The 24,316-nt window shown below is 66.1% G+C and carries 20 protein-coding genes and 1 pseudogene; 13 read left to right on the plus strand and 8 right to left on the minus strand.

Annotation, left to right across the window (positions count from 1 at the left end):
- Positions 1–121: 121 nt before the first annotated feature.
- Both L1965_RS00780 and L1965_RS00785 read right to left on the minus strand, forming a co-directional pair.
- Positions 122–682 carry a hypothetical protein gene (locus tag L1965_RS00780; protein WP_235754504.1) on the minus strand — a complete coding sequence of 187 codons (561 nt, stop codon included), beginning with the start codon at positions 680–682 and terminating at the stop codon, positions 122–124.
- Positions 683–940: 258 nt separating this feature from the next.
- Entirely contained in the window at positions 941–1,723 is a 783-nt protein-coding gene (locus L1965_RS00785; RefSeq protein ID WP_235754505.1) for a class I SAM-dependent methyltransferase, read from the minus strand.
- Between the two features lie 58 nt (positions 1,724–1,781).
- Here L1965_RS00785 and gloB point away from each other — a divergent pair, with 58 nt between their 5' ends.
- On the plus strand, positions 1,782–2,528 hold the full coding sequence (gene gloB / locus L1965_RS00790) for a hydroxyacylglutathione hydrolase (protein WP_235754506.1): 747 nt from the start codon (positions 1,782–1,784) through the stop codon (positions 2,526–2,528).
- A 226-nt stretch (positions 2,529–2,754) separates the two neighbouring features.
- A complete protein-coding gene (gene clpA / locus L1965_RS00795; protein ID WP_235754507.1) occupies positions 2,755–5,079 on the plus strand; it encodes an ATP-dependent Clp protease ATP-binding subunit ClpA in 2,325 nt (774 codons plus the stop codon).
- A gap of 1,008 nt (positions 5,080–6,087) precedes the next feature.
- On the opposite strand, the gene aroB is transcribed toward clpA, so the two are convergent.
- Both aroB and L1965_RS00805 read right to left on the minus strand, forming a co-directional pair.
- On the minus strand, positions 6,088–7,200 hold the full coding sequence (aroB, locus tag L1965_RS00800; protein ID WP_235754508.1) for a 3-dehydroquinate synthase: 1,113 nt from the start codon (positions 7,198–7,200) through the stop codon (positions 6,088–6,090).
- Positions 7,197–7,745 (minus strand): shikimate kinase, encoded by a 549-nt coding sequence (locus L1965_RS00805; protein WP_235754509.1) that lies wholly within the window; start codon positions 7,743–7,745, stop codon positions 7,197–7,199. Before L1965_RS00805 ends, aroB begins: the two co-directional genes overlap by 4 nt.
- A gap of 96 nt (positions 7,746–7,841) precedes the next feature.
- Between L1965_RS00805 and L1965_RS00810 the strand changes: the two genes are divergently transcribed.
- Genes L1965_RS00810 through L1965_RS00825 form a run of 4 tightly spaced genes read left to right on the plus strand, consistent with a single transcriptional unit; the run spans position 7,842 to position 11,837 of the window.
- On the plus strand, positions 7,842–8,009 hold the full coding sequence (locus tag L1965_RS00810; protein ID WP_235754510.1) for a hypothetical protein: 168 nt from the start codon (positions 7,842–7,844) through the stop codon (positions 8,007–8,009).
- Complete coding sequence (locus L1965_RS00815; protein ID WP_235754511.1) at positions 8,002–9,510, plus strand: hypothetical protein; 1,509 nt, start codon at positions 8,002–8,004, stop codon at positions 9,508–9,510. Before L1965_RS00810 ends, L1965_RS00815 begins: the two co-directional genes overlap by 8 nt.
- On the plus strand, positions 9,510–10,502 hold the full coding sequence (locus L1965_RS00820; RefSeq protein ID WP_439332040.1) for a tyrosine recombinase: 993 nt from the start codon (positions 9,510–9,512) through the stop codon (positions 10,500–10,502). Before L1965_RS00815 ends, L1965_RS00820 begins: the two co-directional genes overlap by 1 nt.
- 6 nt (positions 10,503–10,508) lie before the next feature.
- Positions 10,509–11,837 (plus strand): HlyC/CorC family transporter, encoded by a 1,329-nt coding sequence (locus L1965_RS00825; RefSeq protein ID WP_235754513.1) that lies wholly within the window; start codon positions 10,509–10,511, stop codon positions 11,835–11,837.
- On the opposite strand, the gene L1965_RS00830 is transcribed toward L1965_RS00825, so the two are convergent.
- The gene (locus tag L1965_RS00830) at positions 11,834–13,741 is read right to left on the minus strand and encodes a tetratricopeptide repeat protein (RefSeq protein WP_235754514.1); all 1,908 of its coding nucleotides are present in this window, start codon (positions 13,739–13,741) and stop codon (positions 11,834–11,836) included. The genes L1965_RS00825 and L1965_RS00830 overlap by 4 nt on opposite strands.
- Before the next feature lie 113 nt (positions 13,742–13,854).
- Between L1965_RS00830 and tkt the strand changes: the two genes are divergently transcribed.
- Genes tkt through L1965_RS00845 form a run of 3 tightly spaced genes read left to right on the plus strand, consistent with a single transcriptional unit; the run spans position 13,855 to position 17,754 of the window.
- Complete coding sequence (tkt, locus tag L1965_RS00835; protein ID WP_235754515.1) at positions 13,855–15,879, plus strand: transketolase; 2,025 nt, start codon at positions 13,855–13,857, stop codon at positions 15,877–15,879.
- A gap of 52 nt (positions 15,880–15,931) precedes the next feature.
- Positions 15,932–16,885, plus strand: a complete 954-nt coding sequence (locus L1965_RS00840; RefSeq protein ID WP_235754516.1) for a DMT family transporter — start codon at positions 15,932–15,934, stop codon at positions 16,883–16,885.
- Positions 16,882–17,754: a lysophospholipid acyltransferase family protein gene (locus L1965_RS00845; protein ID WP_235754517.1), complete on the plus strand. Its 873-nt coding sequence runs from the start codon at positions 16,882–16,884 to the stop codon at positions 17,752–17,754. The genes L1965_RS00840 and L1965_RS00845 overlap by 4 nt, the downstream gene beginning before the upstream one ends.
- A 20-nt stretch (positions 17,755–17,774) precedes the next feature.
- On the opposite strand, the gene L1965_RS00850 is transcribed toward L1965_RS00845, so the two are convergent.
- Positions 17,775–18,827, minus strand: a complete 1,053-nt coding sequence (locus L1965_RS00850) for a glycosyltransferase family protein (protein ID WP_235754518.1) — start codon at positions 18,825–18,827, stop codon at positions 17,775–17,777.
- Positions 18,828–18,953: 126 nt separating this feature from the next.
- Positions 18,954–20,363 (minus strand): class II 3-deoxy-7-phosphoheptulonate synthase, encoded by a 1,410-nt coding sequence (locus L1965_RS00855; protein ID WP_235754519.1) that lies wholly within the window; start codon positions 20,361–20,363, stop codon positions 18,954–18,956.
- A 173-nt stretch (positions 20,364–20,536) separates the two neighbouring features.
- Here L1965_RS00855 and L1965_RS00860 point away from each other — a divergent pair, with 173 nt between their 5' ends.
- Complete coding sequence (locus L1965_RS00860) at positions 20,537–21,529, plus strand: GlxA family transcriptional regulator (RefSeq protein ID WP_235754520.1); 993 nt, start codon at positions 20,537–20,539, stop codon at positions 21,527–21,529.
- Between the two features lie 177 nt (positions 21,530–21,706).
- Positions 21,707–22,855, plus strand: coding sequence for a Hint domain-containing protein (locus L1965_RS00865; protein ID WP_235754521.1), 1,149 nt, complete (start codon positions 21,707–21,709; stop codon positions 22,853–22,855).
- Here L1965_RS00865 and L1965_RS00870 read toward each other — a convergent pair.
- Positions 22,852–23,007 (minus strand): hypothetical protein, encoded by a 156-nt coding sequence (locus tag L1965_RS00870; RefSeq protein ID WP_235754522.1) that lies wholly within the window; start codon positions 23,005–23,007, stop codon positions 22,852–22,854. The genes L1965_RS00865 and L1965_RS00870 overlap by 4 nt on opposite strands.
- Before the next feature lie 557 nt (positions 23,008–23,564).
- Here L1965_RS00870 and L1965_RS00875 point away from each other — a divergent pair.
- Together L1965_RS00875 and pcaG are read left to right on the plus strand one after the other, a co-directional pair.
- A pseudogene (locus L1965_RS00875) lies at positions 23,565–23,685 on the plus strand (protocatechuate 3,4-dioxygenase subunit beta); the annotation flags it as partial.
- A 2-nt stretch (positions 23,686–23,687) separates the two neighbouring features.
- Positions 23,688–24,308 carry a protocatechuate 3,4-dioxygenase subunit alpha gene (gene pcaG, locus L1965_RS00880; protein ID WP_235754523.1) on the plus strand — a complete coding sequence of 207 codons (621 nt, stop codon included), beginning with the start codon at positions 23,688–23,690 and terminating at the stop codon, positions 24,306–24,308.
- The last annotated feature ends 8 nt before the right edge of the window (positions 24,309–24,316 follow it).

Raw genomic sequence — 24,316 nt, forward strand, 5'->3', positions numbered from 1 at the left:
CCGGCTTCGAATGCGCGGCACAGGGGCGGCTGCGTCAGGCTGTCGCAGCCAGCCCGAACGACAGCGCCGCGACCACCGAAGCGGTCGCGGCGCGATGCCGAGGCTAAGGCCCGCAGCCGGACTAGAACCCGGACGAGAGGTCCCTGCTCAGCTGCGTTCTGGCAAATCCGCGCAGTCGCTGCGCGGCACCGTGCGACAGGCTTGCCGGCGACAGATCGCGCCAGCCCGCGCCGCGCCCACGCTCTGCCGGGACTTCCTGCACGGGCTCGCGCGGGATCGCGTCAGCCAGCCAGTCTGGCGCCTCGACCAGCCGCGGGCGGCTGACCAGCGTATCCAGCCTTGCGACATCCCGAGGCCATTCCGCAGCAGCGGAATCGCGTGCATCGCGAGACGCGCCGGCCGCCTCCAGCAATTGCCTGGCACCGCGCCGCGACAGGGAATAGCCCGCCGAAAGCCCCGTGCAGGCAGCCAGTGGCCGCAATCTGACGCCCGGAGACGCGTCGCAGCCTCCCCAGCGCCAGACACGTGCACGACCATAGCAGAACTGGGTCAGATCGGCGTGCAGATAGCCGCCCGACTCGATGAAATCGACAAAGCCCGGCACCAGCCGGGCTCCGTCCTCGATCAGGATCGCGCCCGCCAGATCCTCGTCACGGATCCGCCGCCAGGCGCGCCGATGCAACGCTGATCTCCAACCGACAAAAGAACCGCCCCGGGGCGTTTCAAGAACCTGAAACGGCAACCGGCAGGACCTCAGCGTTTCGGTCAGTTGACCTTCTCGACGCTGCACTCCCGCACCACAGAGAACGAAGATCGGCCAGCCTTCAAGAGCCGACGATACACAAACAGCACACATGACATCACACCGCCTAACAAACTTACCACCTGGTCAATATAGGCGATTTTCCGCTTATGCGACACCTCACCTTATGGACAGGTCTCAGGCGTCCCGCGGCCCGACGCGGGCGGCGGGCGCACGACCGGGGCGCGGAAGTCCGACACCGTCCAGAATCTCCATCGGGCTGGGCACATGGACCTTGACGCCAGGCCCCGCGGGCGCGCGCGTCTGCTTGGACAGTTCGACCAGCACGACGCCCGCGATCAGCACCCGGCTGATCCGGGCCCCGGTCCGTTCCCACATCTGCGCGCTGCCCAGCCAGAAGCGCCGGTCAGAGGGCGGGATATACACCGCCGAGCCATGCCATTCCGCCACGAACCCGGCCGCGCGTGTCTGGCTTTCAAGCTGCCCGGTCGTGTAGCTGCGGCCCAGCCCGAATGGCGTGCTCTCGGACGCAGCCCACAAACCTGCCCGATTTGGCGCCATCACGATCATCCGTCCGCCCGGCCCCAGCGTCCGCCATGCTTCCGACAGCAGAGCGGCCGGGTGATCGCTTGTCTCGAGCCCGTGCAGTATCACCAGGCGATCGATGCTGCCGGTCTCGATCGGCCAGGCGGTCTCGTCGCAAAGCACGCTGTGATTGGGCATGCCCGCGGGCCACCCCATCACACCCTGCGGCCCCGGCATCAGCGCGGTGACGCGGCGCGCCGCCGTCAGATAGGGGCGCAACATCGGCGCCGCGAAGCCGAAGCCGGCAATGGTCATGCCGGTCGAAACCTCGGGCCGCCAGCGTGCCGTCAGCCGGTCGCGCAAGATACGCTGCACCACGCGCCCCAGCGACCGCTGGTAGTAAAAGTTCCGAAGCTCGTCGATATCGTGATGCATTGCACCCGGACCACGCTTTTGTAAGTCTAGACCACAGCACAGAGGAAAGGATTTGCCAATGCCGCTGGATCTGGTGACGCTGCGCTGCCTGAAGGACAACTATGCCTATCTTCTGCATGGCGATTCGGGAACCGCGCTGATCGACGCACCCGAGGCGATGCCGGTCCTGACCGAGCTTGAGGCTCGCGGCTGGACGCTGGACGCGATCTTGCTGACGCATCATCACGCCGACCATGTCGATGGCGTGGCCGAGATCGTGGCAGCCACCGGCGCGAAGGTGATCGGCGCCAAGGCCGACGCCAGCCGTCTGCCGGCGCTGGATGTCAGCGTGCGCCCTGGCGAACCACTGGAAATGCTGGACGAACCGGTCGAGGTGATCGACGTGTCGGGCCACACGGTCGGCCATGTCGCCTTCCATTTTCCGCGATCGGGCTATGCGTTCACGGCAGACAGCCTGATGGCCATGGGCTGCGGACGGCTGTTCGAGGGCGACGCCGCGATGATGTGGGCCAGCCTGTCGCGTCTCAACGCCCTTCCCGAGGACACGCTGATCTGCTCGGGCCACGATTATTGCGCGGCAAACGGCGCGTTCGCCCTGTCGGTCGACCCCGACAACGAAGCGCTGAAGACGCGCATCAAGGAGGTTGCGGATGCCCACCAGCCTTGCGCGCCCGCAACCCTTGCCGAGGAACGCGCAACCAACCCGTTCCTTCGCGTGAACGACCTGCGCGCCTCACTGGGAATGCAGGGCGCTGCGGATGCCGAGGTCTTCGCGCGGCTGCGAAGGATGAAGGATGATTTCTGACGCCCGGCGCCGGTGCGCCGCGCGACGTCACCAGCGCCGGTGCAACGGGTTGAAATCCGCCCGTCGCGTCATCACATCTGCCTTATTCGTGGGAAAAACGTGCCGGATTGGCGAAAAAACACTTGATGCCGGGCGCAATCCACCAAATCTTAACTGTATCATGACAGTCTGGGCAGGTGGGCCGCAAAATATGCCCATACCGCCAGCCGACTGACAGGAGACGACCGTGCCAAGTTTCTCGACCTCTCTGGAACAGGCCATTCACCAGGCGCTTGCGCTGGCGAACGAACATCGACACGAGCTTGCGACGCTCGAACATCTGCTTCTGGCACTGACCGACGAGCCAGACGCGGTTCGGGTCATGCGGGCCTGCAATGTCGATCTGGACGAGTTGCGAAAGCTGCTTGTCGACTTCATAGACGATGATCTTTCGACCTTGATCACCGACGTCGAGGGCTCGGAAGCGGTTCCGACCGCCGCGTTCCAGCGCGTCATCCAGCGTGCGGCGATTCATGTCCAGAGTTCGGGCCGGCAAGAGGTCACCGGCGCCAATGTCCTGGTCGCGATCTTCGCCGAACGCGAATCGAACGCTGCGTTCTTCCTGCAGGAAATGGACATGACCCGTTACGACGCGGTCAACTTCATCGCCCACGGGGTAGCCAAGAATCCTTCCTTCAGCGAAAGCCGCAAGGTCGTCGGCTCCGACGAGCCGTCCGAAGCAAAGCAGGCCGAGCACACGCAGGAGGCCAAGGAAGAAACCGCGTTGTCGAAATACTGCATCGACCTGAACGCCAAGTCAAAGAAGGGAGACGTCGATCCGCTGATCGGCCGCGAGGACGAAGTCGAACGCTGCATCCAGGTGCTGTGCCGGCGGCGCAAGAACAATCCGCTGCTGGTGGGCGATCCCGGTGTCGGCAAGACCGCCATCGCCGAGGGGCTGGCCAAGAAGATCGTCGAGGGCCAGACCCCCGAAGTGCTGGCGAAAGCCACCATCTTCTCGCTGGACATGGGCGCGCTGCTGGCCGGCACCCGCTATCGCGGCGACTTCGAGGAACGCCTGAAAGCGGTCGTCAAGGAACTGGAAAATCACGACGACGCGATCATGTTCATCGACGAGATTCATACCGTGATCGGCGCCGGCGCGACCTCGGGAGGGGCCATGGATGCCTCGAACTTGCTGAAACCGGCGCTGTCCGGCGGCAAGCTGCGCTGCATGGGTTCAACGACCTACAAGGAATATCGCCAGCATTTCGAAAAGGATCGCGCGCTGAGCCGCCGCTTTCAGAAGATCGATGTGAACGAACCCTCGGTCCCCGATACGGTCAAGATCCTGATGGGTCTCAAGCCGCATTTCGAAAAGCATCACGAGCTGCGCTACACCAACGACGCCATCAAGGCGGCGGTCGAGCTGGCCAGTCGCTATATCAACGACCGCAAGCTGCCTGACAGCGCGATCGACGTGATCGACGAAGCCGGCGCGGCGCAGCATCTGGTCGCCGAAAGCAAGCGGCGCAAGACCATCAGCCCCAGGGAGATCGAGGCCGTGGTCGCCAAGATCGCGCGCATCCCTCCCAAGAATGTCAGCAAGGACGACGCCGCAGTGCTGCGTGATCTGGAAACCACGCTCAAGCGTGTGGTCTTTGGCCAGGACGCGGCGATCAGCGCGTTGTCGTCGGCGATCAAGCTGGCGCGAGCGGGACTTCGCGAACCCGAGAAACCGATCGGCAACTACCTGTTCGCGGGCCCGACCGGCGTCGGCAAGACCGAGGTCGCCAAACAGCTTGCATCCACACTCGGCGTCGAATTGCTCCGCTTCGACATGTCTGAATACATGGAGAAACATGCCGTCAGTCGTCTGATCGGCGCGCCTCCGGGCTATGTCGGGTTCGATCAGGGCGGGCTTCTGACCGATGGCGTCGATCAGCATCCCCATTGCGTGCTGCTGCTGGACGAGATCGAGAAGGCCCATCCCGACGTCTTCAACATCCTGTTGCAGGTCATGGATCACGGCAAGCTGACCGACCATAATGGCCGGCAGGTCGATTTCCGCAACGTGATCCTCATCATGACCTCGAATGCCGGGGCTTCGGACATGCAGAAAGCCGCGATAGGGTTCGGTCGCGACAAGCGTGAGGGCGAGGATACGGCCGCGATCGAGCGCACCTTCACGCCGGAATTCCGGAACCGTCTGGACGCCGTCATCAGCTTTGCCGCCCTGTCGCGCGAGGTCGTCGTTCACGTGGTCGAGAAATTCGTCCTGCAACTGGAAGCCCAGCTCATGGATCGAAATGTCCACATCGAACTGACGCCGGAAGCGGCCGACTGGTTGGCCGAAAAGGGCTATGATGACCGGATGGGCGCGCGTCCCCTGGGACGGGTCATCCAGGAAAACATCAAGAAGCCGCTTGCCGAGGAGTTGCTGTTCGGACGCCTGACCAAGGGCGGCGTGGTGCGGGTGAAGATCGAAGACGACAAACCCGTTTTCGACATCACTGGTCCCGAGACGCCGCGCATCGGCAAATCCAAGACGCCGCTTCTGACCGCCGAATAGCGTCCTTCATCCGCTGATCATCCGCCCCGCCGTGCAGCCGCCCGGCGGGGCGTTCTTGTCTGGACATGCGCCGGACGGATGAGATCTGCTCGGCTGGATCCACCAACCGGAACGCCTCGGCAGGCGCGCGTCCGGAAAACGCCGGATCCGGTCGCCTGTGCGGTACACCGGCACGGCAGAACAGCCAGGCTAACATGCGGCGGAAGATCGCTGATCCATGGCGCCCCGGTCTGGCCGATCGCGCCAGCGCCGTCAGGTGATCGACAAGCCCGACAAGGTGGTATGTCGGTGGTCTCGCTTGTCGGCGTTCCATTCGACGCCTGGAGAGTCCCATGCGGATGTCTGGCCGGGCCCCATGCGCCGCCCGCCGCGGGTCGATCCGGCACAGCTGCCCCGGATGATCGCGCATGCAAGCGCGGCGAACGGGAGGACTGTTTTTGAACCATGCGACGTCTGGTTCGCAGCCGTTGCAACGTCAGCGATCCTTCACGTTTCCCGACCATCCCAGGTGCTGCGCAGCCGGGAAAGCAGCCCCTGCAAGACACCCTGTGGCATGGGCCAATCGATTTGGGCTGGAGGCGGACCGCGACCCTCGATGACGATTCCCACTCGTCTGTGACACGGTCGCCGGGCTGGAAAGCGCGCGGCAATCCCTCATGGGGTCCCCCCGGAACAGGCCTGGAATTTCTCAGCCTTCGCAGGCGGGGCGAAGTGGCCCTCAGCGCAGCGCATCGGCGCAGGATATTGTCGAAGCCAGCCGCCAGCGTGCGCGGGTCGACAGCGCAGAGCCGTCGCGGGCGTTTTCGACCGGAACGGTCCTGTCACGGGAAACGGCAACCGCTGGAACAGAGCGAACCACACGAGGCCCGTCCATTCGGCGGACGCGCGAGACAAAGCCCCGAAAACCCGAGCGATCCATGGCCATTGACCATCCGAACGGTGCCGCGGGCAGGTCGGCGGACGGACCGGCGCGTGTCGGCCGTGAAATTCTGGCGGACATGGCTTGTCTCAACCCGCCCGCGCATCCTGCAAGACCGCCGCCAACACCTCGGTCGGGACATCGTCGCAGACGAAGGCCTCACCGATTCCTCGCGCCAACACAAATCGCAGCCGGCCATCCATGACCTTCTTGTCCTGTCCCATCAGCGCAATCAGCGCCGCGTCGTCCGGCAGGTCGCCCGGAATATCGGCCAGGCTGGCGGGCAGCCCCAGCCTTCGCAGATGCGCCAGCACTCGCGACGGCGACTCCTGGCTGCACAGCCCCATCCGCGCCGACAGGTCGAAGGCCAGGGCACAGCCGATCGCCACCCCCTCGCCATGCAGCAGCCGGCCGGAATAGCCGGTCGCCGCTTCGAGCGCATGGCCGAATGTGTGCCCGAGATTCAGCAAGGCGCGCTCGCCCTGCTCGGTCTCGTCGCGGGTGACGATCCCGGCTTTCATGCCGACCGAATGCGCCACGGCGCGCTGCCGCAGCACCGGATCGTCGCGCAGCCTGTCGGCGTTTTGCTCCAGCCAGCCAAAGAACGCCGCGTCTCCCAGAAAGCCGTATTTCGCGACCTCGCCATAGCCGGCCAGGAAATCGCGCCGGTCCAGCGTCTCCAGCACCGCGATGTCGGCCAGCACCAGCGACGGCTGATGGAACGCCCCGATCAGATTCTTGCCCTGCGGGGCGTTGATGCCGGTCTTCCCGCCCACGCTGCTGTCCACCTGCGCCAGCAACGAGGTGGGCAACTGGACGAACCGTACGCCGCGCCGAAGAATCGCCGCCGCAAAGCCGACCAGATCGCCGATCACGCCGCCCCCAAGGGCCAGGACGACATCGCGCCGCTCTATCTTGTGTTCCAGCAGCCATTCGACTGTCGCGATCAGATGCGGCCAGGTCTTGGTCGCCTCGCCTGCGGGCAATGACATCGCCTCGGAGGCGATCCCCGCCGCCGAAAGCGACGCCTGCAACCGCGGCAGATGCAGCGCGGCGACCGTTTCATCCGTGACGATCGCCACGCGCGGCCGACGCAGCAGCGGCGCGATCTCCGTGCCTGCCCGGTCGATCAGGCCAACACCGATGCGGACGTCATAGGCGCGCGCCCCCAGCGGCACATGGACGGTTACGGGTTCGATCATCTTGCCTCCAGAAGGTCGGGATGGGCCGCGCTGATGGCGGCGATCAGCCGCGTCGCGGCCGCCTCGACACTATCGCCGGGCCGCGCATCGAAGGTCAGTTCGGCCTCGGCATAAAGGGGGTAGCGCTGCGCGATCAGCGTGGCCAGCGTGGCCTTGGGGTCAGGCGTCTTCAGCAGCGGCCGGGTGCTGCGCTGTCGCACGCGATGCCACAGCGTCTCGAGATCGCAATTCAGCCAGACCGACAGCGCCCGCCCGCGGATCAGCGCGCGATTCTCGGCGCGCATCCACGCACCTCCGCCCGTCGAGACGACACCCGGAGGTCCGTCGAGAATCCGCGCCAGAACCTGGGTCTCGCGCTCGCGAAAGAACGCTTCACCGTCGCGCGCGAAGATCTCGCTGATGGACATGGCGGCGGCGGTTTCGATTTCTGCGTCGGAATCGGTGAAGGGCACCTGCAGCCGGCGGGCGATCTCGGTCCCGATGGCGGTCTTGCCCGCCCCCATCATGCCGATCAGCACGATATGCCGCCTTATCCGCTGCCTCATCCGGCCCTCCCCTTCATCGGCTGTCTGAATGGCGTGATCTTTCGCAGATTGCCATATATATTCGGTCCGAACCGACGCATGAAGCGGCGGCAGAAGATGAAACAAGAGACGAACGAGGCGAATTCGATGCGGTTTATAAAGCTTCTGGTGGTGCTGATTCTGGCCGGCGCAATCGGCATTGTGGCGTATGCCTATCTGGGTGACATGGACCCGGTGCGACAAGAGGTTCGCAGCCCGGTCGCGTTGGGAGGGTCGGGTGACTGATCCCTTACGGATCTTCGCGCGCGCCGCGCTGGCCGCGATTCTTTCCTTCTTGCCCCCGATGACGGCGCCGTCTCTGGCGCAGCAGAAACCCTTGTCGGCCAGCGACTGGCTGTCCGGCAGCGTGCGCGGCCCGGTGCGCGAAAGTTCGGCCTGGCGGCCCGGGCAGCGCCCGCCACCGCCGCGTGACCGGTCGCAGCCGGTGGCTTCCAGCGGTTCGGTCGGGATGGTGCGGGTCACGCGGCTGGATGGGGGAAATCCCGACGCCGCCGGCACGATCACCGCGCGCAAGGCCGGGCTGCCGGCGGATCTGTGGCAAGGCAGCGAGCCGCAGACGCTGGCACAGTTGCTGCGACAGACGCCGGCCAGGCTTGCGTCGATGAACGATCTGCTGCGGCGCGTGCTGCTGGCGCAACTGACCCCGCCCTCGGCCGGATCGTCTGACCCGCGCGATCCCGGCGACACCGGCCTGCTTTTCCTGGCCCGGGCGGACCGCCTTCTGGACATGGGCGCGCTCGACCCGGCGCAGGCCTTGCTGCTGACCGCCGGACCAGGCGATTCCGAGGTGTTTCGGCGGCTTTTCGACATCGCGCTGCTGCAGGGCGATGAAGGCCGGGCCTGCCGGATCATGGACACGACGCCGGGCGTCGCGCCCAGCTTTTCGGCGCGCATCTTCTGCCTGGCCCAGACCGGCGACTGGGCGGCGGCGGCGATCAGCCTGCAGGGTGCCGAGGCGCTGGGGCTGATCGACACGCATCAGGCCGTGCTGCTCACCCATTTCCTCGACGACGCATTCGTCGATAACGGTCAGGCGATCCAGCCATCCGACAGGATCACGCCGCTGGAGTTCCGCATCCACGAGGCGATCGGCCAGCCGCTGCCGACCGTGTCGCTGCCGCTTGCATTCGCGCAGTCGGACCTGCGGCTGAACAATGGCTGGAAGGCCCGGCTGGAGGCGGCCGAGCGTCTGGCCCGTGTCGGCGCGATCCCCGCCGCAACTCTTCGAGAGATCTATGCCGAACAGAAACCCGCCGCGTCGGGCGGGGTCTGGGAACGTGCCGGCGCGATGCGCACCCTCGAGGCGGCGATCGCTTCGGGCAATCCACTGGCGGCGTTGCCTCGCGCCTTCGATGAATTCAGCAGGGCCGACATGGCCGATGTGCTGGCCGCCATGGTCGCGTCGGACCTGCCCCGGCCCCGGCAGGCGGATGCCGGGTCGGATGCGGCGCAGGTCGCGCGCTGGCTGCTGCAATGGCAGGGCCAGCCGGTCGATCCGCCCCTGACAGTCCTGCCCGATCTGGTTGCCGGCACACCACCCCCGCCCCGGGACCGGAAGGGCGAGGCGATGCTGGCTGCCATGGCCGATATCGACGCCGGCATCGAGGGCGATCTCGCGCGGGCCGCGCGCGGCCTTGCGATGCTGCGCGCGCTGGGGCTCGAGGCGGATGCGGATCTGGCCGCTGCGCAGTTGACCCTGAGACCGCATTTCACCGGGATGCAATGATGGGCACACCCGCCGATCACCGCGCCATTTCGGCCTTTCTGGACGCCCAGGCCGCCGAGGCGGGCGCGGCGCAAAACACGCTGCTGGCCTATGGTCGCGACCTGCGCGACCTGTCGGACTGGCTGTCCGGTCGTCGGGAAGCGCTGGCCGGGCTGACACGCGAGATGGTCGAGGACTATCTGTCGCATTGCGACGCGCAGGGGCTGGCGCGGGCGACCCGCGCCCGTCGGCTGGCCTCGATCCGGCAATTCACCCGCTTCGCGCTGGAAGAAGGCTGGCGCGAGGACGATCCCGCGATCAGGATCGCAGGGCCCGGCCGGGCGCAACGGCTGCCCAGAACGCTTGGCCGTCACGAGGTCGAGGGCCTCCTGGACGCTGCGCCCCGGATGGGCCGCAGCCAGACCGAGCGCATCCGCAACCTGTGTCTGATCGAGCTTCTCTATGCGACCGGGATGCGGGTCAGCGAGCTGGTGGCGCTGCCGGTCGCCGCGTGTCGCGGAGACCCCGCGCTGCTGCTGATCCGCGGCAAGGGCGGCAAGGACCGGATGGTGCCCCTGACCGGCCCCGCCCGCCGCGCCCTGTCCGGCTGGCTGCACCTGCGCGACCACGCGCCCCACGACAGCCCGCTTGGTCGGCTGATCGCCGGAAAGGCAGGTCGCTGGCTGTTTCCCGCGCCCGGCGCGGCGGGTCACATGCCGCGGCAAAGCCTTGGCAGGCTTCTGAAAGACATCGCGGTGCTTGCGGGGATTGACCCGGCGCGTGTCACGCCGCATGTCATCCGTCACGCTTTTGCCACGCATCTGCTGGAAGGCGGCGCCGACCTGCGCAGCATCCAGACCCTTCTGGGTCACGCCGATCTGGGCACGACCGAGATCTATACCCATGTGCTGGATGCGCGGATGCGCGATCTGGTGCTCAACCATCACCCTCTGGCCCGCCTTGCCGGCGCGCCAGGGCCTGAAGACCACAGCCCGGATTTCAAGGATCGATAAGGACCCATGGACGACCCCAACACTATGCTTGACGCCGCCTTCTGGATGACGATCGCATCGATTCTGGTGCTTTTGATGCTGTCGGGCTTCTTTTCCGGTTCGGAAACCGCGCTGACCGCAGCCAGCCGGTCAAAGCTGCGTTCGCGCGCGGACAAGGGCGATCCGGGCGCCCAGGCCGCGCTGGCGGTCACCGAGGACAGCGAAAGGCTGATCGGCGCCATCCTGCTGGGCAACAATGTCGTCAACATCCTGTCGGCCAGCCTGGCGACGGCGCTTTTCACCCGGCTTTTCGGGGCCAGCGGGGTCGCCATGGCGACGCTGGTGATGACCGTTCTGGTGCTGATCTTTTCCGAGGTGATGCCGAAGACCTATGCCATCTCGGCGCCCGAGACCGTGGCAAGCCGGGTGGCCCGTCCGATCCGCTGGGTCACGCGGCTGCTTTCGCCGATCGTGGCGGTTGTGCGGTTCATCGTGCGCGGCATCCTGGGCGTGTTCGGCCTCAAGACCGACCCGGAAACGCACATGTTCTCGGTGCAGGAGGAAATCGCCGGAGCGCTGTCGATCGGGCATGCCGCCGGTGCGGTCCACAAGGAGGATCGTGACCGGCTGCTTGGCGCGCTGGACCTGGGCAACCGCACCGTGGAAGAGATCATGCGCCACCGCTCTGGCATCCAGATGATCGACGCGGCCCGCCCGCCGGCCGAAATCCTCGACGCGGTGCTGGCCAGCCCGCATACCCGCCTGCCCGTCTATCGCGATGAACGCGAGAATGTCGTCGGCGTGATCCACGCCAAGGACCTTCTGCGCGCTGTCAACAAGGCCATCCGCGACAGCGGCGATCCCGGCGCCTTGCAGACCTTCGACGTGATGGCGGTTGCGATGAAGCCCTATTTCGTCCCCGAAACCACCGCGCTGGACGAACAGATGCGCGAATTCCTGAAACGCCGGACCCATTTCGCGCTGGTCGTGGACGAATACGGGACATTGCGCGGGCTGATCACGCTTGAGGACATCCTGGAAGAGATCGTCGGCGAGATTGCCGACGAGCACGATACCGAGGCCGACCAGACCCTGACGCCGAATGCCCAGGGCGACTACACCGTCGATGGTGGCATGACGATCCGCGACCTGAACCGCCAGCTGGACTGGAACCTGCCCGACGATGAGGCCAATACCGCGGCGGGGCTGGTCATCCACATGGCACAGTCGATTCCCGACCAGGGGCAGGTCTTCTCATTCCACGGCTACCGTTTCGAGGTTGTCGCACGACGCGAGAACCGGATCACCAGGCTGCGGATCCGTCCGCTGGCGCCGGTCCCTCTCGTAGACGACTAGCGCCGCGCCGCAAGGCGATTGCGGAGCTGGTCCGCAAGCAGGCTGACGATCCGGCTTCCGGACCATATCAGCCCGGCATGTCTGTGGGCGTCCCAGGCCCGCCTGGCGTCGCCCTGATCGGCCGCCCGGCAGGCCAGCGACAGATGCAGCAGCGGGTTGTCGGGCCGCGACCGCAGCGCGGCCTGCAACTGTGCGTGCCCCTCCTCTGCCCTGTCCAGGCGGAACATGACGTCCGCCAGACGCTTCCGGGTCAGCGGATCGTCCGGGCGCTGGCGGACCAGCCATTTCAGCAGTCGCAGCGCACGGGCGTGACGTCCGTGCAGGGACAGGGCGGCGGCTGCAAGCCCCAACCTGTCCAGCGTCTCGCCCGGCTGCGGCGAAGCGAGCGCATGGCCGGACACCAAGGCCTGCTCGACCTCGGCCAGTTCGGGACCAAGCATCGCCAGCTTGGCGTGCAGTGGCGGGCGGTCGCGCATCGGCCGGCACGCAGCCTCGTCCGGCAGCAATTCCTGCCAGTCGAGACGACAGGCCCAGACCGCCAGTGCCGGGCGCCCGTCCGAAACTGCCGGGTGACTGCGCGCGGCAAGCACCCCGACCGGAAACATCAGGGTCCGCGCCATGGCGCCGTCACGGCCCAGATGCAGGTCTGCAAGCCTGTCCCGCGTCGGACTTTCGACCGCAGGATCCGTCAGCAAGGCGACCAGAAAGCCGTCCTGGCTTGCGGGGTCCCGGGGATCGTCCTGCCCCGCGATCAGGTCCAGCACCTGCCGGCACTGCATGGTGGCATGATGGTTCAGCACGGATTCGGCCAGCCCGCGACCTGCCTCGACCCGCGCCAGCGCCTCGTCCCCGCCTGCCAGCGCAGATGCGGCGATGACATGCCGCAGAAACGGCCGTGCCCGCGTCCATACCCCCTGTTCGCACAGCGCTCGCGCCAGCCGCATACCCTGGCCCGCGGTCTGGGCGGCGATGGCGGCCTGTTCGGCCGAGCGGACCAGATCGGGCAGATCAAGGAAACTGGCGGGGTCGTTGACGATCCGGTCGATCAGCGCGCTGGCGGCCTGGTGGCGTTCCCCGGGCGACAGGAATTCGGGCAGCGGGCAGAAGCGGCGGCCACCAAGCGCCGCCGCCGCCCTGGCGGTCAGGCTGGCGGAGGCGCCACCGATCCGCGCGCAGCGGGACATCAGCAGGATGTCCAGAACCTTGCGCCTTGCCGGTTCCGGGCCGAGGTCGCCCGCCCACAACCCGCCGGCCGCTATCAGGCCGGGATCGGCGCGGGCGACATGGGCCTCGGCCTGGGGACAGTCCGCGAACAGCAAGACGGCGGCGGTCTGCCGCGCCGCCCACGAACGGGCGAATTCGTCCGCGACATGGTCCGGTGACGGGCCGGGCGACCCGCCGCCCCGACACAGATGCAGGGCGACGGCCTGCGACATGTCCTCGCCTCCCCAGGCCTCGATGCAGCCTACCGCCTCGGACAGCGCCGCACCGATCTCGGGGATGAAAGGCAACTCTGCGGCGATCCCGGCGACCTCGCGCCGTACCTGATCCTCGCCCTCGTCCATCAGCGACAGGATCCCGGGCGGACGGTCGATCACGAACCGTTCGCCCGACGCGATCCGGCCAGCCAGATGCGCCTCGCTGAGATCGGGGAGCAGCATGACAAGGTCCGGGCGACCGGACAGCTCCACTTGCTTTGTCAACGCAGCCGTCCATCGCGACACGAAGCCGGGTTCAAGCAGCATGTGCAGATCGGCGGCGCCGGCGGTCTGCCCGGCTGTGTGGAACAGCACCGCATGGGCGCCGAACTTGCGCCCCAGCCGAATCACGTTCAGCAGGCCAATCAGCTGCGCCGCAATCCCCCGGTCGCACATGCCGACGATGGCAGCGGCGGTGTTCGTCAACTCTCGGCCCCTCGAATGACGCTGAGCGACCCTAGTCAGCCCGGCTGCGGCTTGCAACCGGCCCGCATCGCCCCTAACAGAAACGGCAAACAACCTAGCCCGAAGGGACCGCCATGGACATCGACGCTCGCCGCAAGGCCGACCCCGAGCACTGGAAGCTGGCCAGCGCCATTCGCGTTCTGGCGATGGATGCCGTCGAGGCCGCGAATTCCGGCCATCCCGGCATGCCCATGGGCATGGCCGACGTGGCCACGGTGCTGTTTCGCAACCATCTGAAATTCGACGCCTCGGCGCCGCACTGGTTCGACCGTGATCGGTTCGTGCTGTCGGCCGGCCACGGCTCGATGCTGATCTATGCGCTGCTGCATCTGACCGGATACCAGCAGATGACGATCGCGCAGATCAGGAATTTCCGCCAGCTTGGCTACATCACCGCCGGGCATCCCGAATACGGCCATGTCGAGGGCGTCGAGACGACCACCGGCCCGCTGGGTCAGGGCATCGCCAACGCCGTCGGCATGGCCATGGCCGAAGAGGCGATGCGGGCCGAATTCGGGTCCGAGCTGTGCGACCACCGGACATGGGTGATCGCCGGCGATGGCTGCCTGATGGAGGGCATCAGCCAGGAGGCGATCGGCCTCGCCGGGGCGCAGAAGCTGGGCCGCCTGATCGTGCTGTGGGACAACAACGACATCACCATCGACGGCCGCGTCAGCCTGTCGGACAGGACCGACCAGCGTGCCCGCCTTGCGGCGTCGGGCTGGCGCGTACTGTCCTGCGACGGCCACGACGCAGCCGATATCGATCGCGCGCTGAAAGAGGCCGCGCAGGATGACGGCCGGCCCGTGCTGGTCGATTGCAAGACGATCATCGGCTTCGGCGCGCCCACGAAATCAGACAGCGCCAAGGCCCACGGCTCGCCGCTTGGCGCCGACGAAATCGCGGCGGTGCGCGACGCCCTGGGCTGGGACGCCCCGCCCTTCGAGATCCCCGACGCGATCGCCTCGGACTGGCGCAAGATCGGTGCGCGTGGCAGCGAACCCCGCCAGGGCTGGCAAAAGCGCGTCGACGCGCTGTCTTCGGACATGCGCGACGAATTCGCCCGCCGAATCGACAACCGTGCCAACCCGCATCTGGAACCGACCGTGCGCGCGCTGAAGGCCCAGACCACCGAGGGCAAGCCGAAGGTCGCCACCCGCAAGGCCAGCGAGAACGTACTGGAGGTGCTGAACCCCCACATGCCCGAGAACTTTGGCGGTTCCGCCGATCTGACCGGTTCGAACAACACCAAGACCGGCGACATGGGTGTCTTTTCAGCCGAGGATCGGCTGGGCCGCTATATCCATTACGGGATCCGCGAACACGCCATGGCGGCCGCGATGAACGGCATCTGGCTGCATGGGGGCTTTCGCCCCTATGGCGGAACATTCCTGACTTTCACCGATTACGCCCGCGGCGCGATCAGGCTGTCGGCGCTGATGGGACTGCCGGTCGTCTATGTGATGACCCATGACAGCATCGGCCTGGGCGAGGACGGCCCGACCCACCAGCCGGTCGAGCATCTGGCGATCGCGCGCGCCACGCCGAACATCCTGACCCTGCGTCCCTGCGATCAGGTCGAGACCGCCGAGGCATGGGAAATCGCCCTGTCCCAGACGGATCGTCCCTCGATCATGGCGCTGTCGCGCCAGAACCTGCCCACCCTGCGGACGACTCACCACGATGAGAACCGGTCCGCCAGGGGCGCCTATACGCTGCGCGAAGCATCCGGTGGCAAGCCGCAGGTGGTGCTGATGGCGACCGGCTCGGAGGTCGAGATCGCGGTGGCTGCGCGCGATGCGCTGGAGGCCGACGGCACGCCGACGCGCGTCGTCTCGGTCCCGTCGATGGAGCTGTTCCGCGCGCAACCCGCCGAATGGCGCGCGCAGGTCCTGCCGGGCGACACGGTCCGGGTCGCGATCGAGGCGGCCGTGCGCCAGCCCTGGGACTGGCTGCTTCTGGGTGAGCGCGGCCGCGAAGAGAAATCCGCCTTTGTCGGAATGCAGGGCTTTGGCGCATCGGCGCCCGCCCCGGCGCTTTACAAGGAGTTCGGGATCACCGCCGAAGCCGTCATCGAACGCGTCAAGGCGATGCTTTGACAAGGCTATCCGCCTCTGGCGGAGTTATGACAACAAGGAAGCGGCCGGATGATTGTCCGGCCGTTTCCGTCGTGCGGCGCTGATGCGGGCCCTGTCGCGCGCCTTTGCGCTGATGGGGCTGGAACGCGCCGGGCTGCGCCATCCCGGCAACGATCAGGCCACCGGGATCGCGCTGATCTGCGCGGCGGTGCTGTGTTTCACCTTGATGGACGCGACAGCCAAACATCTGACACAGGATTACAACGCCGCCCAGATCGTCTGGGCACGGTTCATGGTGAACCTGGCCGTGCTTGCGCTGATCTTCCGTGACCGCGTGCCGACCCTGGCGCGCAGCCGGCGGCCGGGCATGCAATTCGCGCGCGCCTTGACGCAGCTGGCCTCGGTGGGGCTGTTCTTCACATCGCTTCAGTTCATCGGGCTTGCCGAGGCGACAGCGATCATGGACACCAATCCGGTGCTGATCACGCTTGGCGCGGCGCTGTTCCTGGGCGAACGGATCGGGATGCGCCGGGTGCTGGGGATCGCGGCCGCGCTGGTTGGCGCGCTGATCATCATCCGCCCCGGCATGGGGGTGTTCCAGCCCGCCGCATTGCTGCCGCTGATCGGCGCGTTCACCTATGCTGCGGGTGCGCTGCTGACCCGGGTGGTTCGCGACGATTCGACCGCCACCTCGGTGCTGTGGTCGGCGATCACGGGCGCTGTGCTGACCTCGGCGGTCGTCCCGTTCTTCTGGCAGCCAATCGATCCGGGCGATCTGTGGGCCTTTGTCGCGCTGGGTCTGTTCGGCACGATCAGCCAGACCCTGCTGATCCGCGCCTTCGCCATCGCCGAGGCCGGCGTCCTGGCGCCGTTCGGCTATACCGGCCTGGTCTGGGCCGGGATGTGGGGCTGGATGTTCTTCGGGCAGTTGCCTGATCTCTGGACCATCACGGGCGCGCTGATTATCGTCGGAGCCGGGCTTTATGTCTGGTCGCGAGAGGCCCGCGCGGCACGGTATGGCGGATGAGTGACGACGGCGCGCCCAGTTTGACCGAGCGGCTTGCGAACGGTGCCTTCGTGGCGGTGATGGCGCTGGCGCGGCGGTTGCCCTATCCGCGCAGGATCGCCCTCATGGGCTGGATCTTCGCGCGGATCCTCGGCCCGATCGCGGGCTGGCGGCGGCGAATTCGCGACAATCTGGCCCTCGCCTGTCCGGAACTGTCCCGCGACGAGGTCGAGGCGCTGACGCGCGCCGTTCCGGAGAATGCCGGCCGGGCCCTCGCCGAGATCTATTCCGGCGAGGAATTCACCAGCCGCATTCGCGCCGCCGATCCGCTGGAGGGTCCGGGTCTTGCGGATCTGAAGGCAGCCCATGCCGCGCGGCGGCCGGTGATCGTCGCCTGCGCGCATTTCGGCAATTACGACGCGATGCGGGCAGCACTCTCGGCGCAAGGCTGGCCTCTGGGCGCGCTGTATCGGCCGATGAACAACGATGCGTTCAATCGCCACTACATCCCGGCCATCACCGCCATCGCCGAGCCGCTTTTTCCGCGCGGGCGGACCGGGCTGACGGCGATGCTGCGATTCCTGAAAGCCGGCGGATGGCTTGCGCTTGGCTTTGACCAGCATGATCGTCACGCGCCGGAATTGCACTTCTTCGGCCTGCCCAGCAGGACCGTGCTGACCCCGGCGGAACTGGCCATCCGCTATGACGCACTGATCCTGCCGATCCACGCCATCCGCCAACCGGACGGGCTGAGCTTTCGCGTCCATGTCGGGCGCCCCGTGGCCCACACCAATCCCGCCGAGATGATGCAGGCGCTGAACGACGACCTCGAGGCGCTTGTCCGGCGCCATATGGAGCAGTGGTTCTGGGTCCATCGGCGCTGGAAGTGACGCAGGACCTTGCCCGATGATCAGCCAGCTGTTGCGGCTGAGGCCTCATTCCATTCGACGCGACCCGTATCATGCCAGATGCGAATCCGATCCTGAAGCACTGCCGTCCTGCGCGCATGGGTCAGCCACTGCGCGGCGTATTCGGCGGCAGCCTTGCCCATCCGGTCCGCAAGGGCCGGATCGTCAAGCAATCGCTGCATCGCTTCGCGGACCGCAGGAACATCAGCTAGGGGAACGGCAAGAGCATGTTCGTCCGGCACAAAATAGTCCAGCGCCGTCTCGACCCGCGAGATGATCTGCGGACGCGCGCAATGCATGGCCGTGACAAGGGTGATATGGCCTGCACCGCGATCCGCATCCCGGACCAGGATCACATTGGCAACCGAACCGCGAATGCAGTCGATGCAGTCCGCGAAGGGGATCTCGACATGGTTGCGGACATTGGCCGGCAGCGTGAAGTCGGGTGGCGAATGCGAGATGATGACGCCCTCGGCCTCCAGACCCTCCAGCGCCGCACAGAAGGTCCGCTGATCGCGATTGTTGCGACCGATCAGACAGAAATAGGGCCGCTCGGGTCGGCTGAAATGGCCCGGATCCTGCGGCAGATCATAGGCCCAGTGCACGAACGCAAATCGGTCACGCGGAATGTCATGGATGCGGCTGAAGATGTCAGCCTCGGGCTTGGATGCCACCACGGCCATATCGACGCGACCGAAAAACAGCCAGTTGATCGCGCGATTCAGCGGTTTCGAGCGTGTGGACAACGTCCTGTTGCCCGAAATGTTCAGGCCCAGCACGACGTGCCGGGCGCGTGATCCCGTCAATCGCAAGCCGGCGGAGACGAGGGCCGTGCTGAAATACTCGGTGTTGACGACCAGATCGGCGCCCCACAAGCGCGGTGCGAGACGTGCGATTTGCAGCAGGCGCTTGGCCGGATGCGCCCATTTCAACTGGATATCCTGGCATTCGTATCCGCGCTCTTCCAGGAACTGCAAGCAATCCGGGAATCGTCCGCTTTCGCGGTAACTGTCGCTGACCGACAGGCTGATGACGCGCTTTTTCCGTTCACGCATGCCCCGTTCCTTCGATATCCGGCATCACGCCACAGCCTGCAGATCGGTGCCACCAGGTCTGGTGGCGCGATTTCCTTCCTGGGGACGGGCGAGGGCGGCGCGAACCCTTGCGCCCGCCCGATGCCGTCAAACCGCCTTGGCACCCCGCGCCGGCGCGGCGGCCTCGCGCCGCGCACGCAGTTCCTCGGCCACCAGGAACGCCAGTTCCAGCGACTGGCTGGCATTCAGGCGCGGATCGCAGGCCGTGTGGTAGCGATCAGACAAATCCTCGTCGGTGACGGCGCGAACACCGCCGGTGCACTCGGTCACGTCCTTTCCGGTCATCTCGAAATGGACACCGCCGGGGATCGTGCCTTCGGCATTGTGGATCGCAAAGAACTCTCGGACCTCGCGCAGGATCGAATCGAAAGGCCGCGTCTTGTAGCCGGTCGACGATTTGATGACGTTCCCGTGCATCGGATCGCAGGACCAGACGACATTCGCGCCGTGTTCCTGGACGGTCCGGACCAGCCGCGGCAGGTGGTCGCCCACCTTGCCGGCACCGAAACGCGCGATCAGCGTCAGCCGGCCGGCCTCGTTCGCCGGGTTCAGCTTGTCCAGCAGCAGCTTGAGGTCGTCCGCCGTCGTCGTCGGGCCGCATTTCAGCCCGATCGGGTTCTGCACCCCGCGGCAGAACTCGACATGCGCGCCGTCTGGTTGGCGCGTGCGGTCGCCGATCCAGATCATGTGGCCCGAACCGGCGACCGGCAGGCCGGTGGTCGAATCCGTGCGGGCCAGCGCCTCTTCGTATTCCAGCAGCAGCGCCTCGTGACTGGTGTAGAAATCGACCTTGCCCAGTTGATGAGCGGTGTCGGAATTGACGCCCGCCGCCTGCATGAAGGCCATCGCGTCGCGGATGCGGTCGGCGATGTCGCGATACTTGGCGGCCTCTGGTCCGCCCACGAAATCGGCGATCCAGCTTTGAACGCGGTGCATGTCGGCGAAACCGCCGGTCGAGAAGGCGCGCAGCAGGTTCAGCGACGCCGCCGCCTGGGTGTAGGCCGCCAGCATCCGGTTCGGGTCGGGGATTCGCGCCTCGGGCGTGAAATCGAACCCGTTGACGATGTCGCCGCGATAGCTGGGCAGTTCCACGCCATCGACGGTTTCGGTCGGCGCGCTGCGCGGCTTGGCGAACTGGCCCGCCATCCGTCCGACCTTCACGACAGGCAGTTGCGCGCCCCATGTCAGCACGACCGCCATCTGAAGCAGCAGCTTGAACGTGTCGCGGATATTGTCGGCGCTGAACTCGCCGAAACTTTCGGCGCAATCGCCGCCCTGCAGAAGGAAACTGCGGCCGGCGGCGACATCGGCCAGCTGTTCGCGCAGCCGCCGCGCCTCGCCTGCAAAGACCAGCGGCGGGTAACGGCGCAATTGTGCCTCGACCGCCTGCAGCGCGGCCTGATCGGTGTAATCGGGCATCTGGACGCGCGGATAGGCGCGCCAGCCAGCCTTGTCCCAGCTTGGGGCGGCGTTCTTGCGGGTATCCTGCTGCGTCATGGTACGCACTCCTTGGAAAAACTGTCGCGCAGGTATAGACTTTCGGCACGGTCAGCGAAAGGCGCATGAAGCGGGAAAAAATGATCCGACCTAGGTTGCATGCTGATTTTCTTCTCTTGCGGGTGGCCCTGTTCCCTGATGAGAGGTGCCAGTCCCAATCGTGTTGAGGCAGCATGATGTCATCGAACAAGCCGCGACGCTTTACCTTCCTGCTGGTCAACCGCTTCACCCTGACGCCCTTTGCAGCAGCCATCGAGCCGCTTCGTCTGGCCAATCGCGCCGCTGACAAGCAGTTGTTCGAATGGCGCCTGGTCGGTCCGACAGGCGATGTGGCAACCTGTTCCAACGGCACGCGCGTGTTGGTGGATTCTGGGCTGGACGGCCACCTGCCGGTCGGGCGCGACGATGTGGTGATCGTCTGCGGCGGCACCCAGATCGCGCGCGAGGCCAGCAAGCCTGTCCTGACCTGGCTGCGCAAGCAAGCGCGCGCCGGTGCCGCGATGGGCGCGGTCTGCACCGGCGCCTGGGTCCTGGCCGAGGCCGGGCTGCTGGACGGCCGCAAGGCGACGATCCACTGGGAAAACCACGACGGCTTCGCCGAGGCCTTCCCCAATGTCGATCTGTTCCGGTCGGTCTTCGTGCATGACGGCAACCGGCTGACCGCTGCCGGCGGCACCTCTTCGATCGACCTGATCCTGCATATGATCGCGGAAACGCATGGCGACGCCCTGACGGCCGAGGTCGCCGACCAGATGCTGCATACCACCATCCGCACCGACCAGGACCGCCAGCGACTGTCGATTCCCACCCGCATCGGTGTCCGCCATCCGCGCCTTGCCGCGGTGATCGCGCGGATGGAGGCGAATCTTGAGGACCCGATCAGCCCGGCGCAGCTTGCCGCCGATGCCGGGATGTCCACGCGACAGCTGGAGCGGCTTTTCCGGCGCTATCTGAACCGCAGCCCGAAACGCTATTACATGGAGACGCGCCTGTCGCGGGCGCGCAACCTGCTGATGCAGACCGAAATGTCGATCATCGAGGTGGCTCTGGCCTCGGGCTTTTCCAGCCCGTCGCATTTCTCGAAATGCTATCGGGCGCTTTACGGCAGCACCCCCTATCGCGAGCGCGGCACGGGCGGTGCGGTCAACACCGATGGCGGCATCTGAACGGACAACTTATACGCGATTTATTAAAATCTGATTAAATCCTTTCGTGCGTTAACCGTTCGTTAACCTTCCCTCGATACTCAGGCTGAAAGGGAGCGCGATCCACGCGCCCGACCCTGAACAATCCGGGCCAACCGGGGATTTTCCACAGGACCTGCTTCGAGGCGACGGGCAACCATGGACTATCAGATCACGATGCTGACGGTCAGTCAGGCGATCCCGCGAGGGACCGGGGCAACCACCAAATTCGCGCCGTGGTCCAACAGTTACAATCCGATCACGTTTCAGGATCCGGTGCTGACCAGCATCTCGATCACCGACGACGACGAGAACTTCAACAGCGGCTACTATACCCCGAACGAAACCCAGCAAACCCTAACGAACGCCACGACCTTCGGATATGGCGCGGAGGCGCAGACGCTGCCGGCGGGAACGAAGCTGGAAAACTGGTTCGGTTCGACATTGGTGGACATCAACGACCCGTCCAACACGTTCGTGGTGATGTTTCCTTACGGCTTCAGCACCGGAACCACGCCTCCGACCTACGGAAGCTACCAGTCGGTTCTGATCTTTCCGCAGCCCAAGGTCGTCAATGGCGAGACCGTGTATCCGACGTTCGACCTTTCAGCCAGCTATCGCTTCAAGGAAATCGAGAACGTCACAAAGAGTTCGGAGGGTCAGGCGTATCCGCCGCAAAGCACCGTTCCCTGTTTCGTGTCGGGCACGATGATCGAGACGATGTTCGGGCCGCGCGCGATCGAAAGCCTGACGGTCGGCGACCTGATCCGCACGCGCGACAACGGCATGCGCTGGCTGTCGTGGATCGGCTCGACCTATCTCTCGCCCGCGCAGCTGGATCTGCAGCCCAACCTGCGCCCGATCCGCATCTGCGCCCACGCGCTGGCTCCGGGCGTTCCGGCACGCAATCTGATCGTGTCGCCGCAGCATCGCGTGCTGGTGCGATCGACCATCGCGCAGCGCATGTTCGACGAGAATGAGATCCTCGTGGCCGCCAAGCATCTGGTCGGCCTGCCGGGGATCGAGGCGATCAGCCCCCAGCAGGGCGTCACCTATTGGCACATGCTGTTCGACGGGCACGAGATCGTGCTGTCCAACGGCGCATGGAGCGAGAGCCTGTTCACCGGGACCCAGGCGATGGAGGCCGTCGGCCCTCAGGCGCGCCGCGAGATCCTGACGCTTTTCCCGCAGCTGGCCGACCCGGGTTTTCGTCCGGTCGGGGCGCGGCGGCTGCTGAACGGGCGCGAGGGTCGCCGGCTGGCCGAACGCCACGCCCGCAACAAGAGGCAACTGGTCGAACCCGGCTAGTCCAGCTTCAGCAAGACGACCGCGCGACGGACAGTTTGCACGAGCATCCGCAGCGGCGGGCTTTTTCCGCCAGCGGCACGGCTCATCAGGCCAACCGGCCCCTCGGTCAGCCCGGTGCCGATCGGCGGCCGCACCAGCTGCCCCTCGGCCATCGCGCGCGACCACCCCTGCCGAGATGAACCGCACCACATCGCTTTCCCGTGTATGGGCCCGTGTGTGGGCGCGACCGAAGGCACCCGACACGGTCTCCAGCCGCTGCGGTGGCAACGCCACGCCATTCGCGATCGGCAATCGCGATTCGGGCGCAAGCCGTGCGATCTGTTTGACGAGTTCGGGCATCAGCCGCGCCGCAACAGAGGGCAAGGCTCCGATCCGCAGCGGCATGGCGCCTTCGCGGGCCGCATCGTCGATCCCGGCCCGGCCCTGTTCCAGCCCAGAGAGTCTGGTCAGCGCATAGCCATGAAAGAACGCGCACTACGGGCACGATCTCGGTCAGGGCCTGCACCTGTCCGATCAGGATGCGCCGTCCATGCGTTCCCGACCGGGCAAGTATCCTGCCGAGTCGCTCATTTTGCTTTTTCCCTCTGTGATCCTGATCGCGAGACAAGGGATGTCTTCACACAGGTCGCGATCGTCCGCGGCGGCCCTTCGGGCTGTGGCTGGGGCGATTGCTGCACAAGCGGGGCATCGACGCGGTCGTTCTTGAACGCTGATCGCGCGCCTGAACCTGAACGCGATGATCCCGCTGGATTCCATCGCCTATAAGTTCGACATTGTCCTGAAGGGGTCGCCGCTCGACGATGTTCGAAAACCGGCTGGAGGGGAACTGACCATGCCACAGAGGCTGACCTATCTGCGCGAATCCGCCTCGCAAACGGCCGGCCCATATGTCCCTATCGGGCTGTCGCCAGGGGCCGCAGGGTTTGATATCTGTCGCCAGGAACCTGGCCATGACATCGCCGGGCCGAACACCATGGGACAGCGCATCAGGATCGAGGGGCTGATGATCGACGGCATGGGAAGTCCCGTCAAGGATGTGCTGATCGCGATGTGGCCGGCCAGCGCCCGGGACCGCTATGCCCATCCCGACGGCGCCGGCGAGGTCGAAGAGGGCATTCGCGGCCGGTGCCGCGACATCAGCGATTTCGAAACCGGCGAATGGGGCTTCGACACCGTCGCGCCAGGTCCCGTGCCAGGCCGTCACGGCCGCCTGATGGCGCCGCATCTGGACGTGTGGATCGTGGCCCGGGGCATCAAGGTCGGTCTGAACACGCGGATCCATTTCGACGATGAGGCCAGCGCGAACGCCGCCGATCCGGTCATCAACCGGATCGAATGGGAACGCCGCCGCGCCACGCTGATCGCGAAACGACAGGACCGCGACGGCGCCCCCGTCTGTCGTTTCGACATCCGCCTGCACGGCGACGACGAAACCGTAATCTTCGATATCTGAGGCAAGCC

The organism is Paracoccus salsus (genome assembly GCF_021556615.1).
In the GTDB taxonomy this organism is placed as follows: Bacteria; Pseudomonadota; Alphaproteobacteria; order Rhodobacterales; family Rhodobacteraceae; genus Paracoccus; species Paracoccus salsus.